The organism is Paenibacillus soyae, from assembly GCF_024623455.1.
GTDB lineage: Bacteria > Bacillota > Bacilli > Paenibacillales > Paenibacillaceae > Pristimantibacillus > Pristimantibacillus soyae.
This window is the reverse complement of sequence record NZ_JANIPJ010000002.1, coordinates 471,435-492,476: the sequence shown is the minus strand read 5'-3', so window position 1 is coordinate 492,476 and position 21,042 is coordinate 471,435. Positions and strand designations below refer to the sequence as shown.

Annotated in this window: 21 protein-coding genes and 1 other annotated feature; of the genes, 16 read left to right on the top strand and 5 right to left on the bottom strand. The window is 58.1% G+C overall.

From position 1 onward, the window contains the following. Together NQZ67_RS04960 and NQZ67_RS04955 are read left to right on the top strand one after the other, a co-directional pair. Positions 1–798 carry a pseudouridine synthase gene (locus tag NQZ67_RS04960; RefSeq protein WP_257443289.1) on the top strand — a complete coding sequence of 266 codons (798 nt, stop codon included), beginning with the start codon at positions 1–3 and terminating at the stop codon, positions 796–798. A 33-nt stretch (positions 799–831) separates the two neighbouring features. Then, positions 832–1,632 carry a Cof-type HAD-IIB family hydrolase gene (locus tag NQZ67_RS04955; protein ID WP_257443288.1) on the top strand — a complete coding sequence of 267 codons (801 nt, stop codon included), beginning with the start codon at positions 832–834 and terminating at the stop codon, positions 1,630–1,632. Positions 1,633–1,793: 161 nt separating this feature from the next. Here NQZ67_RS04955 and yjcZ read toward each other — a convergent pair whose 3' ends face one another. The 3 genes from yjcZ to NQZ67_RS04940 form a co-directional block, all read right to left on the bottom strand. Beyond that, on the bottom strand, positions 1,794–1,883 hold the full coding sequence (yjcZ, locus tag NQZ67_RS04950; protein ID WP_257443286.1) for a sporulation protein YjcZ: 90 nt from the start codon (positions 1,881–1,883) through the stop codon (positions 1,794–1,796). 85 nt (positions 1,884–1,968) lie between these two features. Continuing rightward, positions 1,969–2,106 (bottom strand): hypothetical protein, encoded by a 138-nt coding sequence (locus NQZ67_RS04945; protein ID WP_257443285.1) that lies wholly within the window; start codon positions 2,104–2,106, stop codon positions 1,969–1,971. Positions 2,107–2,135: 29 nt separating this feature from the next. Then, positions 2,136–3,728, bottom strand: a complete 1,593-nt coding sequence (locus tag NQZ67_RS04940; RefSeq protein WP_257443284.1) for a DEAD/DEAH box helicase — start codon at positions 3,726–3,728, stop codon at positions 2,136–2,138. A 123-nt stretch (positions 3,729–3,851) separates the two neighbouring features. Between NQZ67_RS04940 and NQZ67_RS04935 the strand changes: the two genes are divergently transcribed. The 6 genes from NQZ67_RS04935 to leuS all read left to right on the top strand — a co-directional run bounded on the left by NQZ67_RS04935 (position 3,852) and on the right by leuS (position 9,806). Then, positions 3,852–4,052 carry a YwbE family protein gene (locus NQZ67_RS04935; RefSeq protein ID WP_371825263.1) on the top strand — a complete coding sequence of 67 codons (201 nt, stop codon included), beginning with the start codon at positions 3,852–3,854 and terminating at the stop codon, positions 4,050–4,052. A 46-nt stretch (positions 4,053–4,098) separates the two neighbouring features. Then, the gene (locus NQZ67_RS04930; protein ID WP_257443283.1) at positions 4,099–4,401 is read left to right on the top strand and encodes a hypothetical protein; all 303 of its coding nucleotides are present in this window, start codon (positions 4,099–4,101) and stop codon (positions 4,399–4,401) included. Positions 4,402–4,434: 33 nt separating this feature from the next. Beyond that, on the top strand, positions 4,435–5,178 hold the full coding sequence (locus NQZ67_RS04925; protein ID WP_257443281.1) for a GNAT family N-acetyltransferase: 744 nt from the start codon (positions 4,435–4,437) through the stop codon (positions 5,176–5,178). Positions 5,179–5,198: 20 nt separating this feature from the next. After that, on the top strand, positions 5,199–6,440 hold the full coding sequence (locus tag NQZ67_RS04920) for a CynX/NimT family MFS transporter (protein WP_257443279.1): 1,242 nt from the start codon (positions 5,199–5,201) through the stop codon (positions 6,438–6,440). Between the two features lie 207 nt (positions 6,441–6,647). After that, positions 6,648–6,992 carry a hypothetical protein gene (locus NQZ67_RS04915; protein ID WP_257443277.1) on the top strand — a complete coding sequence of 115 codons (345 nt, stop codon included), beginning with the start codon at positions 6,648–6,650 and terminating at the stop codon, positions 6,990–6,992. A gap of 85 nt (positions 6,993–7,077) precedes the next feature. After that, positions 7,078–7,308, top strand: a binding site (T-box leader). 59 nt (positions 7,309–7,367) lie between these two features. Further along, positions 7,368–9,806: a leucine--tRNA ligase gene (gene leuS / locus NQZ67_RS04910; protein WP_257443273.1), complete on the top strand. Its 2,439-nt coding sequence runs from the start codon at positions 7,368–7,370 to the stop codon at positions 9,804–9,806. A 45-nt stretch (positions 9,807–9,851) separates the two neighbouring features. On the opposite strand, the gene comER is transcribed toward leuS, so the two are convergent. Continuing rightward, positions 9,852–10,691 carry a late competence protein ComER gene (comER, locus tag NQZ67_RS04905; RefSeq protein ID WP_257443272.1) on the bottom strand — a complete coding sequence of 280 codons (840 nt, stop codon included), beginning with the start codon at positions 10,689–10,691 and terminating at the stop codon, positions 9,852–9,854. A 114-nt stretch (positions 10,692–10,805) separates the two neighbouring features. On the opposite strand from comER, the gene NQZ67_RS04900 reads away from it, so the two are divergent. The 7 genes from NQZ67_RS04900 to holA all read left to right on the top strand — a co-directional run bounded on the left by NQZ67_RS04900 (position 10,806) and on the right by holA (position 19,381). Next, on the top strand, positions 10,806–11,420 hold the full coding sequence (locus tag NQZ67_RS04900) for a ComEA family DNA-binding protein (RefSeq protein ID WP_257443270.1): 615 nt from the start codon (positions 10,806–10,808) through the stop codon (positions 11,418–11,420). A 131-nt stretch (positions 11,421–11,551) separates the two neighbouring features. Then, on the top strand, positions 11,552–12,865 hold the full coding sequence (locus NQZ67_RS04895) for a homocysteine synthase (RefSeq protein ID WP_257443268.1): 1,314 nt from the start codon (positions 11,552–11,554) through the stop codon (positions 12,863–12,865). A 113-nt stretch (positions 12,866–12,978) separates the two neighbouring features. Then, a complete protein-coding gene (locus tag NQZ67_RS04890; protein WP_257443267.1) occupies positions 12,979–13,509 on the top strand; it encodes a deoxycytidylate deaminase in 531 nt (176 codons plus the stop codon). 161 nt (positions 13,510–13,670) lie between these two features. Beyond that, positions 13,671–16,280, top strand: a complete 2,610-nt coding sequence (locus tag NQZ67_RS04885; RefSeq protein ID WP_257443266.1) for a ComEC/Rec2 family competence protein — start codon at positions 13,671–13,673, stop codon at positions 16,278–16,280. Positions 16,281–16,468: 188 nt separating this feature from the next. Further along, a complete protein-coding gene (locus tag NQZ67_RS04880) occupies positions 16,469–17,017 on the top strand; it encodes an RNA polymerase sigma factor (protein WP_257443265.1) in 549 nt (182 codons plus the stop codon). Beyond that, the gene (locus NQZ67_RS04875; protein ID WP_257443264.1) at positions 17,014–18,138 is read left to right on the top strand and encodes an anti-sigma factor family protein; all 1,125 of its coding nucleotides are present in this window, start codon (positions 17,014–17,016) and stop codon (positions 18,136–18,138) included. The genes NQZ67_RS04880 and NQZ67_RS04875 overlap by 4 nt, the downstream gene beginning before the upstream one ends. Before the next feature lie 211 nt (positions 18,139–18,349). Then, positions 18,350–19,381, top strand: coding sequence for a DNA polymerase III subunit delta (gene holA, locus NQZ67_RS04870; RefSeq protein WP_257443263.1), 1,032 nt, complete (start codon positions 18,350–18,352; stop codon positions 19,379–19,381). Positions 19,382–19,447: 66 nt separating this feature from the next. Here the strand turns inward: holA and rpsT are convergent, their stop codons facing one another. Next, positions 19,448–19,720, bottom strand: a complete 273-nt coding sequence (gene rpsT, locus NQZ67_RS04865; RefSeq protein ID WP_257443261.1) for a 30S ribosomal protein S20 — start codon at positions 19,718–19,720, stop codon at positions 19,448–19,450. Between the two features lie 172 nt (positions 19,721–19,892). Here rpsT and gpr point away from each other — a divergent pair, with 172 nt between their 5' ends. Beyond that, on the top strand, positions 19,893–20,897 hold the full coding sequence (gpr, locus tag NQZ67_RS04860; protein WP_257443260.1) for a GPR endopeptidase: 1,005 nt from the start codon (positions 19,893–19,895) through the stop codon (positions 20,895–20,897). Positions 20,898–21,042: the final 145 nt, after the last annotated feature.

Here is a 21,042-nt window from a genome sequence, read left to right as displayed (position 1 = left end):
ATGGCGAAGAAACTTAGAATCGACAAGCTGCTCGCCCATATGGGACTCGGCACGCGCAGCGAAATCAAAAAGGCCGTCAAGCAAGGCAAGGTAACGGTAGACGGGAAGGTGGCGAAGGACAGCGGCTTGATCGTCGACCCTGCCGTTCAAGCCGTTGCCTATGAAGGGGAGCCGGTTGTTTATCGCGATGTCGTCTACCTGATGCTGAACAAGCCGCAGGGCGTCATCTCGGCGACGGAGGATGGACGCGAGAGGACCGTCATCGATCTGCTTGAGCCGGATGACCGGCTCCTGCAGCCGTTCCCGGTAGGCCGTCTGGATAAAGACACGGTCGGCTTGCTGCTGCTGACGAATGACGGCCAGCTGGCTCATGAGCTGCTGTCGCCGCGCAAGCATGTCGACAAGACCTACGAGGCATGGGTGCTTGGCGACGTCGGCAGTGACGATGCGGACGCTTTCGCGAGCGGAGTCGAGCTCGACGACGGGTACGTCACTATGCCGGCCGAGCTGACGATTCTAGAGAAAGCGGAAGCGACGGACATGGACAGAGAGCAGGCGGGCGACGAGAAGTTCGCGAGTCCGATCCGGTCGCTCATTCGTCTGACGATCCGGGAAGGCAAGTTCCATCAGGTGAAGCGTATGTTCGAATCGGTAGGCAAGAAGGTGCTGACGCTCAAGCGGATCTCGATGGGGCCGCTCCTGCTCGACGAGGGGCTGGAGCAAGGACAATACCGGGAGCTGACGGAGGATGAGGTGGAACTGCTGAGAGCCCACCGGGGAATCGTTAAAACCAAATAAAGAGAGAACTCACGGGATAGGACGGTGTCAGAAATGAAGCTGAAATATGAATTGATCGCGCTTGATGTGGACGGAACGCTGCTGACGGACGAGCATAAGCTGCCGGCGTCGGTGAAGGAAGCTGTGCGGGAGGCGTCCGAAGCGGGCGCCCGTATCGTGCTCTGCACGGGACGCGGACCGATGGGGGCTTTCCCCGTCCTGGAGGAGCTAGAGCTTAGCGGGGTGCTCATTACGCATAACGGCGCCGCAACCGTTCGATCAGAGAACAGGGAGATTCTGTTCCAATATGATATTAATAAGGACGATCTTGGCGAATTTATTGCCTATTGCCGGGAGCACGGCATCCACTACGACGTGAATACCGCATACGAGATGATGGTCGAGCGGGTGACGGAAGAAGCGAAAGCGATGTACGCCCACCACAAGGTTGTCCCTCTGGAGGCGAATTTCGACACGGATTTGCCGGACGGGCTCGTGAAATTTACGTTGTTCGGCTCCAAGGAGCAGATGGATTTCGTTCAATCCCATTGGGAGAAGCGCCCCGCGCAGCTGCAGCTGATCCGAAGCGGCGATTTCTTCATCGACGTGCAGCATCCTGAAGCCAGCAAAGGCACGGCGCTCAGACAGCTCGCGGCCGAGCTTGGCGTAAGAAGAGAAGACATCCTGGCGATCGGCAACTATTACAACGACATCTCCATGCTGGAGTTCGCCGGTCTCGGCATCGCGATGAGCAACTCGCCCGATGCCGTCAAGCGCGCCGCCGATCTAGTCGCGGGCTCGAACAACGAAGGCGGCGTGGCGGACGCTCTGCGGAAGTTTGCTTGGACGGAATAGGATAAGGGCTGGTCATTCGGTCCATGCAAAATAGGACAGCTCGGGCTTAAAGCCCGAGCTGTCCTATTCGTCACGCTGTGACATAAGGGAGAACCGGCCGGAGCAAGAGAGCTTGCTGCGGCCTTCTCCTTAACGTTATAGGTGTAAGAAAGGTTTGTTTATTACAGGAAAGTCCTCAGAACGATGACCAAAAGAATAAACAGAACCAGGATTACACCTGTCGTCGTGTAGCCTCCATGTACACCGGACATGCCAATTCCTCCTAGACTGTATTTTGCCGAAGCGGGCCTGCAGGCTGTTAAGGGCTCCCCCGCAATCGGTATACATTATCATATGTCAGCTGCCCCAATCCGTATGGACACCTGCCTTCGGCAAGCCGGAATTAGGCGTAAAAAGACCCGGAAAGCCTTGATGCCGCTTCCCGGGCCGTGTTGTGAAGCGCAGCTTGCCGCGCGTTAGGATGAACTTAGCCATGCGAGAGGGCCCGCCAGGCTAACCGAATGCTATCTTCCGCGGCCTTTGGATCGGGTGGCCGAGCCGCCTCGCCCGCCGCCGCTTCCCGGCTTGCCGCCGGTTCTCGCTGCTGGGCCGCCATTCGGCCTGCCGGATTTCCTGGCGTCGCCCGAGCGTCCCCGCGCTCCTCCTTGGCTCGCCGTACGCGATTTCCCGGGGCTCGCGTCGTTCCGCTTGCCGCCGCGGTCCGATGGGCGCCCGCCGCCGCCCGTATATTTGCTGGCGAACATCAAATCTTCTTCGCTGATCTCCCACGGGTTCGCCGATTTCTTCTTCGGTGCCTGCTCGGATTTCTTGAAGCTCCCGGCTGAAGCGTCCTTAGCCGTCGCCCGCCCGCCGGCAGGCTTGCCGCCCTTGCCATCGGCTGCCCCTCGGCCGCCGCGGGAAGCTCCGCCTCTATTGCCTGCAGCGTCCCGGCCTTTGGCTTCGGAGGAGCCGCCTCGGCGGCCGCCGGAGGAAAGACCGCCCTCGCGGTCGATCGCGCGGTGCTCCAACCTGGCGTTAATGCTCCGTTCGATCGAAGCGAGCTTGGATGTATCGTACGGCGTGGCCAGCGTAACTGCCATCCCCGACTGTCCGGCGCGGCCCGTTCTGCCGATGCGGTGGATATAGCTCTCGCCGTCTAGCGGCATATCGTAGTTGTACACGTGCGTCACGCCTTCGACGTCGAGCCCGCGCGCCGCAACGTCCGTCGCCACCAGCACTTGAAGCTTCGCTTCGCGGAACCGCTTCATTACTTGCTCGCGCTTCGCTTGCGTCAGATCGCCGTGCAGCTCATCGGATTCGAAGCCGGCGTCCTGAAGCGCTTCGTTCAGCTTCTTCGCGCGCACCTTGGTCCGGCAGAAAACAACGGCAAGATACGGACTATGCTGCTCAAGCAGTTGAATGAGCGCGCGCTGCTTGCCGCGGTCCGTCGTGTCGATGACCAGCTGCGTAATGCTGTCGAGCGTCACGTTCGCGCTGCGGATCTGCACGTCCTCCGGTTCGTTCATATAGGCGGAAGCAAGTCTGCGAATGGCGTCCGGCATCGTCGCGGAGAACAGCATCGTCTGGCGAGCCTTCGGCGTCTGGGTAATGATGCTTTCCACCTCGGGCAGGAAGCCCATGTGCAGCATCTGATCCGCCTCGTCGAGGACGAGCATCGACAGCTTGCCGAGGCTGACCGTGCCGCGGCTCATATGATCGATGAGGCGCCCCGGCGTCGCCACCACGATATGAGGGGCGCGCTGCAGCTTCCGGATTTGCGCTTCGACGTCTTGGCCGCCGTACGCGGCAAGCACGTTCGCTTCGAACGCGGGAGCCAGCTTCTTGAGCTCCGTCGTTATTTGGATCGCAAGCTCGCGGGTCGGCGTCAGGATGAGCGCCTGCACCTGCTCTTTTTGCGGATTGATCCTCTCGAGAATAGGAAGGGCGAAAGCCAGCGTCTTGCCCGTGCCGGTCTGGGCTTGCGCGATGACGTCGTTCCCTTTCATTAATATAGGGATCGTCTGGCGCTGCACCGGCGTCGGTTCGCTGATGCCGTTCTGTTTCAATAAGTCGTTAAGCTGCTCGGAGATTCCGAGAGCGCGGAATGCGTTAGACATGCTCGAATTTCCTCTTTTCCTCTATACGTATGAGAGTAAGTATAACAGTTGTTGGCACTATGTGCATCTCCTAGATGCATATGCTATGCTTAAATCCAACATCTAGGAGAAGAGGGATCAGACATGAGCGGCAACGGAATGAACAGGGCCGATGTAGCGCCGGGAAAAGAGGTGCATATCGTGCTGAAAGCGGACCAAAAAACGGGCAAGCTGACGCGCGGCATCGTCAAAGATATATTGACCAATTCGCCAAGGCATCCGCATGGCATAAAAGTGCGGCTGCAGGACGGCCAGGTGGGGCGAGTCAAAGAAATTTTGACGTGACCAGCCAGGAGGCCCCTTTAAGTAACAACAATGGAGGCGGATAGAGTTGGCATTCGGCATTACCCGCAACGAGCTAAAAGAATGGAAGGCCGCTGTCGCTGGAGGGGAAATCGCTTTTTTGACGCACTATTGGCTGGATCCCCGGTTCCCGGGCATGCGTACGGTGACGAAGGTAGGCTGCTCGAACCTCGACAAGCTGGCGGATTGGTGCAGGGCAAACGGCTTGAACCCGAGGTACATTCACGCAAGGGACGAATATCCCCACTTCGACCTTCTGGGCCGTAAACAGGCCGAAATTTTAAAGCAAGAAAAGCTGTATCGCCACATGGAACGCTTCGGCATTCAATAACGCATGGGAGAGCGGGACGGGAGAAGAGAGCATATGGATTTAGCCAAAAGACTGGAAGAAATCAGCTTAAACGGATGGCCGGCGCTGCAAACCGTGTTGTACGACGGATGGCTGCTGCGGTTCTCGAACGGGTACACGAAAAGATCGAATTCGGTCAATCCGATTTACGGGCATACGCTCGGGCTGGATGAAAAAATCAAATATTGCGAAGCCTTGTACGCCTCGCAAGGACAAGCCTGCGTATTTAAAGTGACGCCGTTCGCCGAGCCTGCCGGCCTGGACGAGAAGCTGAACGAGCTGGGCTACGAGCTCGTGGATCATACGCTAGTCAAGACGGCATCGCTCGAAAATCTCCGGGCATCGGACTACGAGGACATGACGCTTGCGACCGAGGCGACGCCCGAGTGGCTGGATGCCCTCGCCGGCATGCAAGGATTAAACGACAGCCAGAAGGAAACGACCCGCCGCATGATGGAGGTTCTGCCGCTTCGGAAAGCTTTCGTCATGCTCCGGCAAGAAGGGATCCCCGTCGCTTGCGGAATAGTCGTTCTGGAGCAAGAGTACGCGGGACTGTACGATATCGTGACGGATGCCCGTTTCCGTGGCCGCGGATACGGCGAGGAACTGACTCGCCATCTGTTGTGGTGGGCTAGGGAGCAAGGCGCGAAGACGGGGTATTTGCTCGTCGTCAAAAGGAACGAAGCCGCAAACCGGCTTTACGATAAATTCGGCTTCGAGCACTTATATGATTACTGGTACAGAGTTAGAAAGAGCTGAAGGGTGGAACAAAAAAGAAAATGAACAGCTATAGTCAGTCATCGGACAAGCGCGGGCAGGCCGACTCGATGCCGATAGCCTCGGGCGCCAAAGGCGGCGCCACTCTGCTCGTGCTTGGCATTGTCCTGGTTTCTTTGATTCTGCGGGCGCCGATCACCGCGGTGGGGCCGATCATCGATCAAATCAAGCAAACGCTCGGACTAACCGCCGCGATGACAGGATTGCTCACGACGCTCCCGCTACTCGCGTTTGCGGCGGTGTCGCCGATCGCGCCGCGTCTGGCGCGCCGCATGGGCATGGAATTTTCTTTGCTTGGATCGTCGGTGCTTCTAGCGGCGGCGATTGTCGTACGATCTCTGCCCTCCACAGCGGCCTTGTTTATAGGCACCGCTTTGATGGGGGCGGCGATCGCGGTCGGGAACGTCCTGCTGCCGAGCCTCGTGAAGCGGGATTTCCCGAACAAAGTCGGTCTAATGACTGGCGTCTACACGGTCGCCATGAATTTGGGAGCCGCAATCGGATCCGGTATCAGCGTTCCGCTTACGGAAGGGATGGGCTTTAGCTGGCAAGCGACCCTCGCGGCTACGGCCGCGATCGCCTTCATCGCGGCGGTCGCATGGCTGCCGCTCGTACGTCAGGCAAGCTTCTCCGCGAATCGCGTTGAAGTCAGCGGAGCAAAAGGAAACGCGGCAGGCAAGCTTTGGCGTTCGCCGCTCGCATGGATCGTTTCCTTGTTTCTCGCGCTGCAGTCGTTCTGCTTCTATGTCAACGTGACCTGGATCCCTCTTATTCTGACGGATAAAGGACTGAGTCACGCCGACGCGGGCTGGATGCTGTCGTTAATGCAGCTGATCGGCATGCCCGCTACGTTCGTCATTCCGATCCTGGCCGGCAAACGAAGAAGTCAAAGGGGACTTGCCCTGCTGACCTCCTCATTGATCGCGGTAGGTTATCTGATTCTTCTCGTCGGCGGCAAGGAGCTTGCCGCGCTAAGCATGGTCGTACTCGGCCTTGGGGTGGGAGGCGGCTTCGGGCTGGCGCTCATGTTATTCGCGCTCCGAACGGAGGGCAGCGGACAAGCGGCCGAGTTATCGGGCATGGCCCAAGCGGTTGGTTACTTGGTGGCGGCCAGCGGGCCGCTTCTAGTCGGCTGGATCCATGATTGGACGGGCGGCTGGAGCTTGCCGCTTGGGGTGGTACTGGCGGTTTCGGCCGTTTACGGACTGCTCGGTTGGACGGCGGGGGCGGACCGGAAGGTTTGAGGGATTAGGGCGGACCTGCAACCAAACTTTTAAGGAATGCGTTTTTTATACGAAAAGAGTCGCTGCCTTCAAGCAAAGCGAATCGTGCTGCCGGATAATGAGTAACGTACACTCATGGCTTAAGGGGAGGTGCCTGGTATCCCAAACATCCGAATTGTCATTGCAAGCATAGGTATTCTTTCCGTCGCGGCGGGGATTGCATATTACTTGGACGTGATGTTCTCGTTTGGCTTCTTAGGTTCGGAAGTCGGGTCAGAGAGGGAGACGGTGAGATTCTGGGGCGGCTGCTCGATAGCGCTCGGCATCGCGCTGCTCGGGGCGCTGGCTGTCAGGAGCAGGAGCCGGGAAAGCGTAAACGACATGCTGCTGGTGTCGTTTCTTGCCTTGATTTTCTTGATTCAGATCCCTGCGTTCGGATTATGGATGCTCATGCTGCTGGTCACCGGGTCCGCCGGCACATGGGCTGGCGCCATCATTCATGGCGTCGTCATGGCCGGGGTTTGTCTGGCGTTTGTTGCCGCTAGAAAGGATTTGGCGAAGAGGCCGGCCTAATGCCGGCCGAAAGGGACGGAATACGGTCTCCGCTTGACATGCGCCTTCGTAAGCTACTATAATCGTTAGTAAATGTTTTTCCATATATTAAGCATGGAAGAGGAACAGTACTTGCGTTGCGAAGGCTTAGAGAGCCGGCGGTTGGTGGAAGCCGGACCTTGCGCGCGGGGAAGCTCGCCTTGGAGCTGTGCGTGCACCGAATGATTCGGGAAGCGCAACGTCTCGTCCGCGTTACGGACGTCAAGTGAGCGAAGGGCGAAGCATGCCCGCCGCTAACTAGGGTGGTACCACGGGAGAATAACCTCTCGTCCCTAGCGTTAATCCGCTGGGGGCGGGAGGTTTATTGTTTGTTCAGACGATTAGGAGGAGACCGACATGAGTCAGGAGCAGCAGCGCCACGGCTACAACCCGCTGGCGATCGAGCCGAAATGGCAGCAATATTGGGACGCGAACAAGACGTTCCAGACGAAAGAGGAAGCGAATAAACCGAAATTTTACGCGCTGGATATGTTCCCGTACCCTTCGGGAGCGGGCCTGCACGTAGGCCATCCGGAGGGCTACACGGCTACGGATATCGTATCCCGCTATAAGCGGATGAAAGGATTCAACGTGCTTCATCCGATGGGCTGGGACGCATTCGGCTTGCCGGCGGAGCAGCACGCGCTCGATACGGGGCAGCATCCGAGAGACATCACGTTCAAAAATATCGACAACTTCCGCCGCCAGATCAAGTCGCTCGGCTTCTCGTACGACTGGGATCGCGAGTTCAGCACGACGGATCCGGATTATTACAAATGGACGCAGTGGATCTTCATCCAGCTGTATAAGCGCGGTCTCGCCTACGTGGCGGAGGTACCGGTGAACTGGTGTCCGGCGCTCGGCACGGTTCTCGCGAACGAAGAAGTCATCGACGGCAAGAGCGAGCGGGGCGGCCATCCGGTCATCCGCAAGCCGATGCGCCAATGGATTCTGAAAATTACGGAATACGCGGACCGCTTGCTGGACGATCTGGAGGAGCTGGATTGGTCCGAGAGCATCAAGGATATGCAGCGCAATTGGATCGGCAAATCGACCGGCGCGGAAGTGACCTTCGACATCGACGGCCATAACGATTCGCTTGTCGTCTTCACGACGCGTCCCGACACGCTGTTCGGCGCGACGTATTGCGTGCTGGCGCCTGAGCATGAGCTCGTCGCGCGCATCACGACGGCCGATCAGAAGGCTGCCGTGGAAGCTTATCAAGACGCGGCCGCGCGCAAGAGCGACCTCGAGCGGACGGATCTCGCGAAAGAGAAAACGGGCGTGTTCACGGGCGCTTACGCGATCAATCCGGTAAACGGCGCGAAAACGCCGATCTGGATCGCCGATTACGTGCTTGCGGGCTACGGCACGGGCGCGATTATGGCCGTTCCGGGACATGATACGAGAGACTACGAGTTCGCGAAGCAGTTCGACCTGCCGATTATCGAAGTCGTCGAGGGCGGGGACTTGTCCAAAGAGGCTTACGCGGGCGACGGGCCTCACGTAAACTCCGATTTCCTGAACGGTTTGAATAACGAAGCCGCGATCAAAGCGATGATCGAGCGACTTGAGGAAACCGGGAAAGGCAAGGCCAAGGTGACCTACCGTCTGCGCGACTGGCTGTTCAGCCGTCAGCGGTATTGGGGCGAGCCGATTCCGATTCTGCACCTCGAGGACGGCACGATGAAGCCTGTTCCGGAGGATCAGCTGCCGCTGCTGCTGCCTGACGTGGACGCCATCAAGCCGTCCGGCACGGGAGAGTCGCCGCTGGCGAACGTAACGGATTGGGTGAATACGGTTGATCCCGAGACGGGCATGAAAGCTCGCCGCGAGACGAACACGATGCCGCAATGGGCGGGAAGCTGCTGGTATTACCTGCGCTTCATCGATCCGAAGAACGACAAGGAAATTTGTTCGCCGGAGAAGCAGAAGGAATGGCTGCCGGTCGACCTGTATATCGGCGGCGCGGAGCATGCGGTTCTTCACTTGCTGTACGCCCGCTTCTGGCATAAAGTGCTGTACGATATCGGCGTCGTGCATACGAAAGAGCCGTTCCATAAGCTGGTCAACCAAGGCATGATCCTTGGCACCAACAACGAGAAGATGTCCAAATCGCGCGGCAACGTCATCAATCCGGACGATATCGTGAACGAATTCGGCGCGGATACGCTCCGCATGTACGAGATGTTCATGGGGCCTCTGGAGGCGACGAAGCCATGGAACACGAACGGCGTGGAAGGCACGTACCGCTTCTTGTCCCGCGTATGGAGATTGTTCGTGAACGAGGACGGCACGCTCAGCGCCAAGATCGGCGACGGCGAGACGACGGACGCGTTCAAGCGAGTATGGCATCGTTCGATCAAAAAAATTACGGACGATTACGAAAATCTCCGCTTCAACACCGTTATCAGCCAGCTGATGATTTTCGTAAACGAAGCTTACAAGACGGAGTCGCTGCCGCGCGAAGCGATGGCGCAGTTCCTGCAAATGCTGTCGCCGATCGCGCCGCACATCACGGAAGAGCTGTGGGAGAAGCTGGGCAGGACGGAGACGATCACGTATTCGGAATGGCCGGCATACGAGGAAGCTTGGACAGTCGACCAAGAGGTCGAAATCGTCGTGCAAGTGAACGGCAAAATCGTGGAGCGGGCGTCCATCGCGGCAGACACGAACGAAGCCGATATGGAAGCCCTCGCTAAAGAGCTCGAGAAAGTGCAAGAGCTTATCGCGGGCAAAACGATTCGCAAGGTTGTCGCGGTCAAAGGCAAGCTCGTCAATATCGTTGCCAACTAAATCAAACGCATCCGAAGAGGTGGGCGGACATTAGCTGAAGAACAGCTATTGACCGTTCACCTCTTCGCCGTAAAACGCGGTCGTCACCTTGATAAGGTCTTCTCTGTACTTGTCGTGCGTCGTCCGAATCAGATCGTTGAAGACGCCTTCCGTTTCCCGGCTGAGCAGCTGCAGCGCTTTGGCCGTAATGCCCCCGGGCACCGCCACGCGGGCTTGGATCTCCTCGGGCGTCATCCGACCTTCCGTCAGCAAGAGGCCTGTGCCAAGCAGCATATTGCTTGCGACCTTTACCGCTTCGCTGCGCGGAATGCCGGTCTCTTCCACGGCGGCGTCAATGAACTTCTGAAGCAGGAACGCCATAAAGGCGGGACCGCAGCTGGACAGGTCGGAGACGACCCTCGTGTAGCTCTCCGCGATGCGAAGAGGCTCGCTGATGTGGGTAAACAACGATTCCAGCCGTTTTTTGTCCTTCTCCTCCATCGTATCGCCGTAGATGCAGAGAGAGGCGCCGCTCCACACTTTATTCGTGATGCTGGGAATGATCTTGGCGATTTTGCAATCCAGCTCGCCTTCCAGGTGGGAGACAAGAACGGGACTCGTAATCGATACGACGATTTGCTCCGGCCGGATGACAGGCTTAATGTCCTCGACGACGTGAATGAACTCATGCGGCTTCACGCACAGAAAGACGATATCGCTGCCGCAGGCCGTTTCCGCGTTTTTGAATTCGGCTCTCATGCCGGGATACCGGTCGGCTAACGCCTGCGCCTTGGCGTAAGTACGGTTGCTGACGGCAACCTCCGCGGGCGACAGTGCGCCGGATGCGATGAACGCTTCGATTAATAACGTCCCCATCGAGCCTGTGCCGATAAATCCTACATTCATGATAAGCCCTCCCATACCCGCTTGCTCGAATGTCATACTCTTTCATCCTATTCCGCGTGACTTGTTCCATATGTCACGAATTACCAATCTTTTTGTTGAAAAGGGGAAATCAGCTTGCGTGTTAAAAACGGCAGAATTGCGATCGGGAATCTACGTTTTGCGATGGTGACAGCGTGCTTGGCCGGGGCCGTGCTTCTGTTTGCGCTCGCAATCGCGGGGGAAAACAAAAAAAACGAAAGCGAAGGCGGCTGGATTCCGTTAAATGAGGCGGTGCAAGAGAAAATTACGGAGCTTCAAAAGGAAGCGGCGGACCCGGGGAAGGATGGGCCGAAGAAGGGCACGCCGTTAACGGCTCAGGCCCAAACGGGCGAGCGGCCGACTGAACCGGCGGGAACAGGAGCGGAGCCGGCGGATCAAGCGGTCGAAGAAACGGGAGGACCGGACGATACTAAGCCTTCCTTACCGGGAACCGGGGAATCCGCACCGGCTGGCGGCGTTGGGACGACGGGAGAAGCGGCAGGGGAGGATACGGGCAAGCTCGACATTAACCGGGCAACGGTCGAGCAGCTGGACGGCCTTAAGGGCATTGGTCCGTCGAAAGCTCAGGCAATCGTCGAAGACCGCGAACGCCTCGGTTATTTTGCCAGTGTTGACGATTTGCTGCGGGTAAAGGGCATTGGCGAGAAGCTGCTGGAGGGCTTAAAAGAAAGCGTTGTCGCCAATCCATAAATGTGAGAGAATGGCAGGGAGCATACATATATTGCTAGAGTAATAGGCGAGGCCGACACTTACGAAGCAGGTTTTGCTGAAGACCCGTATGCTTGCGAGAGAACATCAACCGTTCTGAGGAGGAAGGAAACATGTCCGAACAAAAAAGATTTTCGCTCGAAACGCTATCCGTCCACGGAGGCCAATCCATTGATCCTGCAACGATGTCCCGCGCCGTTCCGATCTATCAAACGACATCCTATGGGTTCCGGGATACCGACCATGCGGCTAACCTGTTTTCGCTGCAGGAATTCGGCAATATCTATACACGCATTATGAATCCGACGACGGACGTATTCGAGAAGCGGGTTGCCGAGCTTGAGGGCGCGCCCGCCGCGCTTGCCGTCGCGTCCGGACAAGCCGCCATCACGTATTCGATCTTGAATATCGCCGGCGCTGGCGACGAGATCGTCTCCGCCGCGAGCCTCTACGGCGGAACGTACAACTTGTTCTCGACGACGCTGCCCAAGCTGGGCATCACGGTGAAGTTCGTCGATCCGTCGAACCCGGACAACTTCCGGGCGGCGATCACGGACCGAACGAAAGCGGTCTTCGCCGAGACCATCGGCAATCCGAGAGGAGACGTCATCGATTTGGAGGCGGTCGCGGCGATCGCCCATGAGAACGGCATTCCGTTGATCGTCGACAATACGTTCCCAAGCCCCTATCTTTGCCGCCCGATCGAGCACGGCGCGGACATTGTCGTTCACTCCGCGACGAAATTCATCGGCGGGCACGGCACGTCGATCGGCGGCGTCATCGTGGACGGCGGCACGTTTAATTGGAAGGAAAGCGGCAAGTTCCCCGGATTGACGGAGCCGGACCCAAGCTATCACGGCGTCGTCTATACGGATGCGGTCGGTCCGATCGCTTACATTATCAAGGCGCGCGTTCAACTGCTCCGCGACATGGGCGCCGCGCTGTCTCCTTTCAATTCATTCCTGCTGCTGCAAGGTCTCGAGACGCTGCATCTGCGGATGGAGAGACACAGCTCGAACGCGCTGGCGGTGGCTGAATGGCTGGAGAAGCATGAGGCCGTCGAATGGGTCAACTACCCGGGACTGAAGAGCCATCCTTCTTATGAGCTGGCGCAGAAGTATTTGCCTGCGGGCAGCGGCGCGATCTTGACCTTTGGGATCAAAGGCGGGCTTGAGGCGGGCAAAAAAATCATTAACGCCGTCCAGCTGTTCTCCCATCTGGCGAACGTCGGCGATTCCAAGTCGCTGATCATCCATCCGGCCAGCACGACCCATCAGCAGCTGTCCGCGGATGAGCAGGCCGCAGCCGGAGTGACGCCGGGCATGATTCGGTTGTCGATCGGAACGGAAGGGATCGGCGATATTTTGGCGGACTTGGAGCAAGCCATCGAACAAAGCCAGGCCGTCGCTTACAGCCAGCAAGCTTAATCCGTATTCGCGCTGGCAATATGAATCTATTATCGTTACAATAGGAACTAATCATTTTTGATAGAATAAGGCTGACGCAGCAAGCCCGGGTTAACCCGAGACTGGAGGAGACGATGACTGCCGCGAACAACGACGCCATTCGCAAGGATTGGGACACTTATTTTATGGATATCGCCTATATGGTTTCGACTCGTTCGAGATGCCCGCGACGTCATGTCGGAGCCGTTCTCGTGCAGGGCAAGAAGCTTCTCGGCACGGCGTACAACGGAGCGCCCATGGGGGCTCACGATTGCCTGGAAGCCGGCTGCATGATCGCGGAGGAAGCGGAAGTGATGCAGGTGGACGGCCGGGAGCAAGTGATCCGCAAGCAGCGCTGCATCCGTACGATCCATGCGGAGCAGAACCTGCTGCTGTTCACGGACCGGACGGACCGGGAAGGCTCCGTCGTCTATGTGACCGACCAGCCGTGCTGGACATGCGCGAACATGCTGGCGAACAGCGGGGTGCAGGAAATCGTATTCCACCGGGCTTACCCGAAGGACAGCGAGAAAGTATTCGCGCTAATGGCGCAGCAGGGCATCGCGTTCCGGCAGGTCGAGCATTATTCGCCGCCCGCGCAAGCCCAGATGGAAGTGTCGCTGTAACGGAACGGCCGGCTGGCTCTGTCAGGGCAAGGTGAAAGAAAGCGACTTACTAACCATAGCAGGATACCGCGAGGGAGAACCTCCGGACGCAATCGCAGGATGCGCCGGAGGTTCTTCTTTTTTTTGCGCGGCTGCAGATTTATACGAAGGAGTGTGCGCAGATGCGTTTGATGGATAGGAGGCCGCTTGTTTGGTTCGCGACCTGCTTCGTGGCCGGGAGCGCCGCGGCGGCCGGGCTGGGCGCGCGCGGAGCGATGCTGTTGGCGGGAGCGGCGGCGCTGCTGGCCGCCGCCGCCGTGCTTGGCAAGCAGGCGAGCCGGGGCGTGGCGATCGCCTGCTTGATCGGGCTATGCCTGGCGGCGGGAACCCGGCTATGGGCGGATGCGCGGAACGTCACCGCGCTGCAGGAGCTGGCCGCCGCCGCCGAGGCGGACGGGCCGAGAGCGGCCTATGCCGCGGACGCTCTCGGCACGATCGTCAGCGCGGTCGAGATCGACGGCGACCGCGTGACGTTCCGCATGGAGGCGCATGCCATCCAGGCGGAGGGGGTAGAGCCGCTCGAGCGCGCCGAGCGGCTGCAGGTGCAGCTCCGGCTCAGCGAAGCGCCGGAGCTCGAGGTCGCCGCGGCGTGGCAGCGCGGCGACGAAGTGCGCGTCGCCGGCGAGCTGTCGCGGCCGGCGGAAGCCACCAACAGCGGCGGGTTCGACTACCGCCGCTATCTGCGCAGCCAGGGGATCCACTGGCTGCTCAAAGCCGAAGGCGCCGCCGCGCTCGACGTCGCGTCACCGGCGGCGAAGCAATGGTCCGCGGCCGCCATGCTCGGCCGCGTGGACGCCGCGCGCGCATGGCTGGGCACGCGGCTTGGCGCCCTGTATCCGGCCGAGCAGTCCGGCTACATGCAGGGCTTGATTCTCGGGATTCGCGAGGATCTCGATCCCGAGCAGTTTAACGCCTTCGCGAGGCTCGGCCTGACGCATATACTTGCTATATCCGGCCTTCATGTCGCCGTGTTCATGTACGCGTTCGGCGGACTCATGAAGCTCGCGAGGCAGCCCCGCGAACGAATTCTGACGGCGCTTATGTTCGCCGTTCCGCTCTACGTGCTGCTGGCGGGAGCTTCGCCTTCCGTGCTCCGCGCGGGCGTCATGGCGGTGCTCGGCCTGATCGCCGCCAGACTAGGCAAGCTGAAGGACGGCTTGCATCTGCTTGCGGCGGCTGCCGTCCTTCTCCTGCTATATAACCCGTATTATCTCGACAGCGTAAGCTTCCAGCTCTCGTTTCTGGTAACGCTCGGATTAATAGTAGGCGTTCCGCCCGTCAGGAGGGCTCTTCCGCGGCCGCGCCGCGGAGGGTGGCTGCTCGATCTGGCAGCCGTCACGCTGGTTGCGCAGCTGGTGTCGTTCCCCGTTACGCTCTACTATTTCAACCAATTCCACCTTCTCTCTCTGCTCGCCAATTTCATCCTCGTTCCCTTCATTAGCTTTATCGTCATGCCGGCCGGGACGGCGGCCATGCTGCTCGGATTCGTCTGGGAGGATGGCGCCGGATGGCTGGCGGGGTTGTCGGTCCGCGCCAACGAGTGGTCGTTCGCGTTAGTAGACGCTTTGTCCAAGCCGGACGGCTTGCGCATCATATGGGCGACTCCTCCTCTATGGTGGGTTATGGTCTGGCTGCTGCTCATGGCGGCGCTATTCCGTTTCGTAGATCGATGGAACGCCGTAAGACGATGGAGAGAAGAAGAAGCTGCAGCCTGCGAGGAAGCGACCGCTCCGCTAAGCGCCGGTTCGGATGGCGGTGACGATCAATATAGGAGGGACCGATCCTCTCATTCTCCATACGGCCGTCACATGCGTGCCGCGGTCGGCTATGCCGCCGCTTTGATAATCCTGCTGCTGTATGCGGCGAATCCTTATCGATTCGATCGTTCAGGCACGGTGAGCTTTCTGGACGTCGGCCAAGGAGACGCCGCCCTCATCCGAACGCCGGCAGGCAAGCATATTCTGATTGACGGCGGCGGGGCAATCTCTTTCGCGAAGCCCGGAGAAGAATGGCGGGCCCGGAAGGATCCGTTCGATGTCGGGGCGAAGGTCGTCGTTCCCTTGCTGATGCGAAGAGGCGTCAGCGAGCTGGATTTGCTCGTCGTCTCCCATCTGGACAGCGATCATATTAAAGGCTTGCATGCCGTGCTCGAGCAAATTCCGGTCAAGGCGATATGGTGGAACGGGTCGATGAAAGACTCCGAAGACGCGGTCCGGCTGATGGAGCTCGCGCTAGATTCGGGCATACCGCTCTACGCTCCGGCAGATGACGATGAAGTCGAGCTCGATTACGCAACAAGGCTTAAGGTGCTCTGGCCGGTTCGGCGGAATGGCGAGGAGGCTGTTCCTTCCGAAGAGGATCAGAACGAGCATAGCTTGGTCGTCTCGTTGTCGATGTACGGCTATACCATTCTGTTCCCTGGAGACATCTCGAGCGAGACGGAGAGGCTGATTGTGGAGAGAGAACAAAGCGCCGGAGGAGAAGCATCGCCCATAACGATCCTCAAGGTTGCCCACCACGGCAGCCGATATTCCACAAGCGAAGAATGGCTAGCCTACTTACGGCCGCTCAGCGCCGTGGCGTCAGTGTCCGCGACCAATACGTATGGTCATCCCCACCCGGATGTCATCTCGCGGCTCGGGCATGCGGGGGCGGCGCTGTGGCGGACGGATCTGGAGGGGGAGGCGCGATTCCGCCTCACAAGCTCGGGCGTGTTCGCTTGGAAAGAATGAGCGTCTATACGGATTTCTAAAATTTTGGTATTCTTGAGTTTGGAGTTCCTAGAGTCGCGGAGTTCGGTATAAAGCGATTTTTGATAGATTCTCAAGATACTTACAAAAAAAAAAAAGTTCAACCCCAAAAACTGCAACATTCAGAGCAACCGGTCCGTCAGTAAGGTTGCAAGAGAGGAGGATCCTTCGTGGTGGAGCCCGGTCTGATCAAAGCGGCCCAAGCGGGAGATCGCGATGCTTTAATCACTCTGTTGCGTGAGATTGAAACCCATGTATATCGGACAGCCTATTATATATTGAATAATGAGCAGGACGCGATGGACGCGGCACAGGAAGCGCTCATTCGGATTTATACAAAGATAGGCTCGTACGAGGAGAAAGCTCAATTCAAGACATGGATTCAACGCATCGTTACGAATATTTGCATAGACAAATTCAGAAGGAATAAACCGACGGTTTCGATAGACGAGCACGAGCTCGTATTCCGGGAGAAGCAGAACGTGGAGGAGGAAGTGCTGTCCGCGTACGCTCTCCAGGATATCCGGAGCGCGATCGACAAGCTGCCGGAGCATCACCGGACGGTCGTCGTTTTGCGTTACTTGCAGGATTTCTCCTATAACGAGATCGCGGATTCGCTGGATTTGCCGCTTAACACGGTCAAATCATATTTATTCAGGGCCAGGCAGCAGCTGCAAACTTTACTTCAAGATTATCAGAAAGGTGGTGTCCGGGGATGAATTGTCAAGAGGTGATGGAACTGATGCAGAGACAGCTGGACGACGACCTCGGCGACGAGGAATTCGTCGTCCTGAACGATCATATCAGACAATGTCCGGACTGCGCGGCGGCGTTCGAACGGCTAAAGCGTCTGTCGTCCGATCTCGCCAGCCTGCCTAAGGTGACGCCCCGGTACAGCTTGGTGGATGCCATCCTGCCCGAGCTCGAGCGGATTGACCTGGAGGCGCGGCAAGCGGAGCACGTCATCGCCACGGCGCCGGCATCCGATCCTGCTGAGGAGAAGCTAGGCGAATCGCGCAGGCTGAAACGCAGCCGAAAGTGGCCGTCTTGGAGCGCTGTCGGCAGCGTAGTGGCGGCAGGCGTCGTAGCCGGATTATTCCTGCTGAACGCCCCCGGGTTTGGCGGCGGAGCGAATGACAAAGCGGATTTTTCGGCGGACTTGGACCACGGCGGCGCGGCCAACTCGTCAGCTGCGGAGATGTATAATGTTGAGGGGGCTGCTAACGGAGACCAAGCCGGCGGCGATATCTCGACTGACGTACTTAGAAAATTCGCAACGGATAATCCCGATTCCCAAGGCGAAGAAGCTAGCGGAGCCTCCAGCGGCGGGTCGTCGGAACCCGCGGAGAGGGATACGCGGTTCGTCGCATCAGAGACAACGAATGAGGACCTTGGCGATGAGCCCGTCTCTCCTAATGTTGCAATTGAAGATGTGCCGGAAGCTCCTTCCATTACGGATGGAGCCGGCACGCAAGGTTTCGAAGGCACTCCCGCTGGCGGAGAGGGCGAAGCGTCGGGAGAGCCGGTCGAACCGATCGAACCATCCGAAGATCAGGCCGGAGACAACAAGGCCGGTCCTGATATGGGCATCGCGGCGGCGGTGTTCCTATCGCCAGACGGATTGTACAGCGCGGCAGTCGACGAGTACAGCGTTATTATCGCCTCAACCGAAAGCGGCGAGGTTGTGCATCAGACCGACAGGAAGAACGGCCATCATTCCGGGCTCGTCTGGTCCGAGGATGGGGCGCAGCTCACCTACGAGGTTCAGCTCGACCATGGAGCGGCCGAGAAATACGTGATCTCTACGTCCGATTGGACCGAGAAAAAAGCTTCGCATTAATTTGGCGGGTATTCGCACAAGTTGAACGCGAGCGGAGTATGATAAAGCATGAGAACAGTCTGCGACGTGCCTGGGACGTCGTAAGACCATCCGCCAAGGCGGCGCCATGGAGCCGCCGGCGGGTGTTAATATAAAGGCAAAGGGATGTGCCGTAAGCGGCCATCCCTTTGTTGACATTCATAAGCAAATGCAGAATCGGAGAGGGAATCGGATGGAGATCAAGGATGCGTTGAAGGAAATAAAAGCGGGAAAATTCAGGCCGGTTTATGTGCTGTTCGGCAAGGACCGGTACCGCATGGAGCAATTCATCGACACGCTGGCGAGCGCGATGTTCGGACCGGACGAGCGCGAGATGGGGGTCATGAAATTCGATACGGGCGAAACGCCGCTCGAGGAGGCGGTGATGGAGGCGGAATCTCCGCCGTTCTTCCTGGAACGGAAGCTTGTCCTTGTGCGGGATGCGACGGTGTTCGCCGCAGGCGGCAAAGAAAACGCAAAGCTTGAGCATCGTCCGGAGACGATGCTGAACTATCTGGAGCTCCCGCTCGAGACATCCGTTATCGTCTTTGCGGTTCAGGCCGACAAGCTCGACGAACGACGGAAGCTTGTGAAGACGCTCAAGGACCGGAATTCGCTGATCGCTTTCCCGGAGCTCGATACGCCGGAGCTGAAGCGATGGATGCTGCGGAGAGCGGAATCGCAGAACCGAACGATGACGGAGGCGGCCGCTGAGCTGCTCTTCTCCCGCGTCGGCGTTAATATGGGGCAGCTGGCTCAGGAAGTGGACAAGCTTTGTCTGCATGCCGGGGAGGGCGGCGTCATCGATGCGGAGCAGGCGGCCATGCTGACGGCCGCGACCGTGGAGGAGGACGTATTCGCTTTGGTGGACGCGATCGCGGAGCTCCGGGTCGACAAGGCGCTGGAGCTGTACCGCCAGCTGCTCGTCCGCAAGGAAGAGCCGATTAAGATCGCGGCGCTGATCGCCAGGCAGCTGCGTATTATGCTGCAGATCAAGGAGCTGGAACAGCAATATTCGCCGCAGCAGATGGCCGGCCAGCTTGGTCTGCATCCCTATGCGGTCAAGCTGGCCGCCGAGAAAAGCAGGAAATTCAAGACGGCGCGTCTTGGCAGGCTTCTGTCTTCCCTTGCGGATTTGGACTACGGCATGAAGACGGGCATCATCGACAAGACGTTTGGGCTTGAGATGTATCTGCTGTCGCTTGCACAAGATAAAGGCGCCTGACCAAAACAAAAGGCTTCGTTCTCCAAGTGGAGAACGAAGCCTTTTGCGTTTACCTGATCCTGAATCTTACGCTTGCGCAGACAATGCATTCAGACGTTTTGCAAGACGAGATTTTTTGCGGGCAGCCGCATTTTTATGAATCAGGCCTTTCGTAACTGCTTTGTCCAATTTTTTCGTTGCAGTGATCAAAGCGGCTTTAGCAGCAGCTACATCAGTGCCGGCGATCGCTTGGTCAGCAGTTTTAACGGCCGAACGAAGAGCGGATTTTTGGGAAGCGTTCAAAGCGCGGCGCTTCTCGCTAGTTTTAACGCGTTTGATGGCGGATTTAATGTTTGGCATGGAATTCACCTCCTACAAATAATCAGCAGACAACACAACTTAAAATATATTAGCATGCGCCCGCCCAAAAAGCAATAGTAACCAAAAGGCAAGCGGGTTATCCGCGGTATGAAAACGAAATTGCTGCGAACAATAACAGAAGATTAACAGATGAAGGGAGTTCGGACGTTCGATGAAGGATCTGGATTTGAAGAAATTCGACGTGAGGACAGATTTGGCGCTGGAAGCCAAGGAGCTGGCCGAGAAGCCGGGTACGGGCCCGATCCCGGGCATTCAGTCGAATACGGAAGAAGAGGACGGCATTACGGTTACGATGCTGCATGTACAGAATGAACAAGGCTCGCAGGCGATTGGTAGAATGGTCGGCCATTACGTCACGATCGAAGTGCCGGGCTTGCGGGATGGGGATACGAAGCTGCAGGACCGCGTGACGACGAAATTCGCCCAGCATTTCGAAGCTTTCCTGCAGAGGCTGCAAATTCCGAAGACGGCGCGCGTTCTCATCGTGGGTCTCGGCAACTGGAACGTGACGCCTGACGCGCTTGGACCGCTGGTCGTGGAAAACATTATGGTGACCCGTCATTTCTTCGAGCTGATGCCGGATCAGGTTGCGCCTGGATATCGCCCGGTCAGCGCGGTCGCCCCGGGGGTGCTCGGCATAACGGGAATCGAATCGAGCGAGATCGTGCAAGGCATCGTCGACCGTTCCAAGCCGGATCTCATCATCGCGATCGACGCCCTCGCGTCCAAAGCGCTCGAGCGGGTGAACACGACGATTCAAATCGCGGACACCGGCATCCATCCAGGCTCGGGTATCGGGAACAAACGCAAAGGACTGACGAAGGAAATACTCGGCGTGCCGGTTATCGCGATCGGAGTGCCGACCGTTGTATACGCGTCAACGATCGTGAACAACACCTTCGAGCTTATGCGCAATCATCTCGAGGCCCAGAAGGGCGATACGAACCAAATCTTCGGTCTGCTGAATCAGATGGAGGACAACGAACGGCTGCAGCTGGTCCGAGAGGTGCTCAGTCCGATCGGCCATGATCTTCTCGTCACTCCTAAGGAAGTGGACGAATTCATCGAGGATATCGCGAACATTATCGCGAGCGGGCTGAACGCTTCCTTGCATGAGGCCGTGGACTCGAGCAACGTGGCGGCCTATACACACTAATAGAAAAAGTCTAAGGGGCGAAGTCATGATGCTTAAAGGCATCTGTCTTCGCTTTTTTTGCGGTCTAAATTCCACAGCGCGGCTGTTCCCGGCGCAAATCTTCAAATCTCTTTCTCTCAATCGGTTCTATGAACCTCTCTGCTCT

What these genes read in the sequence shown, in the direction of transcription:
- NQZ67_RS04960 (WP_257443289.1), top strand. Translation starts at nt 1, where the DNA reads ATGGCGAAGAAACTTAGAATCGACAAGCTGCTCGCCCATATGGGACTC.
- NQZ67_RS04955 (WP_257443288.1), top strand. Translation starts at nt 832, where the DNA reads ATGAAGCTGAAATATGAATTGATCGCGCTTGATGTGGACGGAACGCTG.
- yjcZ (WP_257443286.1), bottom strand. Translation starts at nt 1,883, where the DNA reads ATGTCCGGTGTACATGGAGGCTACACGACGACAGGTGTAATCCTGGTT.
- NQZ67_RS04945 (WP_257443285.1), bottom strand. Translation starts at nt 2,106, where the DNA reads ATGGCTAAGTTCATCCTAACGCGCGGCAAGCTGCGCTTCACAACACGG.
- NQZ67_RS04940 (WP_257443284.1), bottom strand. Translation starts at nt 3,728, where the DNA reads ATGTCTAACGCATTCCGCGCTCTCGGAATCTCCGAGCAGCTTAACGAC.
- NQZ67_RS04935 (WP_371825263.1), top strand. Translation starts at nt 3,852, where the DNA reads ATGAGCGGCAACGGAATGAACAGGGCCGATGTAGCGCCGGGAAAAGAG.
- NQZ67_RS04925 (WP_257443281.1), top strand. Translation starts at nt 4,435, where the DNA reads ATGGATTTAGCCAAAAGACTGGAAGAAATCAGCTTAAACGGATGGCCG.
- NQZ67_RS04920 (WP_257443279.1), top strand. Translation starts at nt 5,199, where the DNA reads ATGAACAGCTATAGTCAGTCATCGGACAAGCGCGGGCAGGCCGACTCG.
- leuS (WP_257443273.1), top strand. Translation starts at nt 7,368, where the DNA reads ATGAGTCAGGAGCAGCAGCGCCACGGCTACAACCCGCTGGCGATCGAG.
- comER (WP_257443272.1), bottom strand. Translation starts at nt 10,691, where the DNA reads ATGAATGTAGGATTTATCGGCACAGGCTCGATGGGGACGTTATTAATC.
- NQZ67_RS04895 (WP_257443268.1), top strand. Translation starts at nt 11,552, where the DNA reads ATGTCCGAACAAAAAAGATTTTCGCTCGAAACGCTATCCGTCCACGGA.
- NQZ67_RS04890 (WP_257443267.1), top strand. Translation starts at nt 12,979, where the DNA reads ATGACTGCCGCGAACAACGACGCCATTCGCAAGGATTGGGACACTTAT.
- NQZ67_RS04885 (WP_257443266.1), top strand. Translation starts at nt 13,671, where the DNA reads ATGCGTTTGATGGATAGGAGGCCGCTTGTTTGGTTCGCGACCTGCTTC.
- NQZ67_RS04875 (WP_257443264.1), top strand. Translation starts at nt 17,014, where the DNA reads ATGAATTGTCAAGAGGTGATGGAACTGATGCAGAGACAGCTGGACGAC.
- holA (WP_257443263.1), top strand. Translation starts at nt 18,350, where the DNA reads ATGGAGATCAAGGATGCGTTGAAGGAAATAAAAGCGGGAAAATTCAGG.
- rpsT (WP_257443261.1), bottom strand. Translation starts at nt 19,720, where the DNA reads ATGCCAAACATTAAATCCGCCATCAAACGCGTTAAAACTAGCGAGAAG.
- gpr (WP_257443260.1), top strand. Translation starts at nt 19,893, where the DNA reads ATGAAGGATCTGGATTTGAAGAAATTCGACGTGAGGACAGATTTGGCG.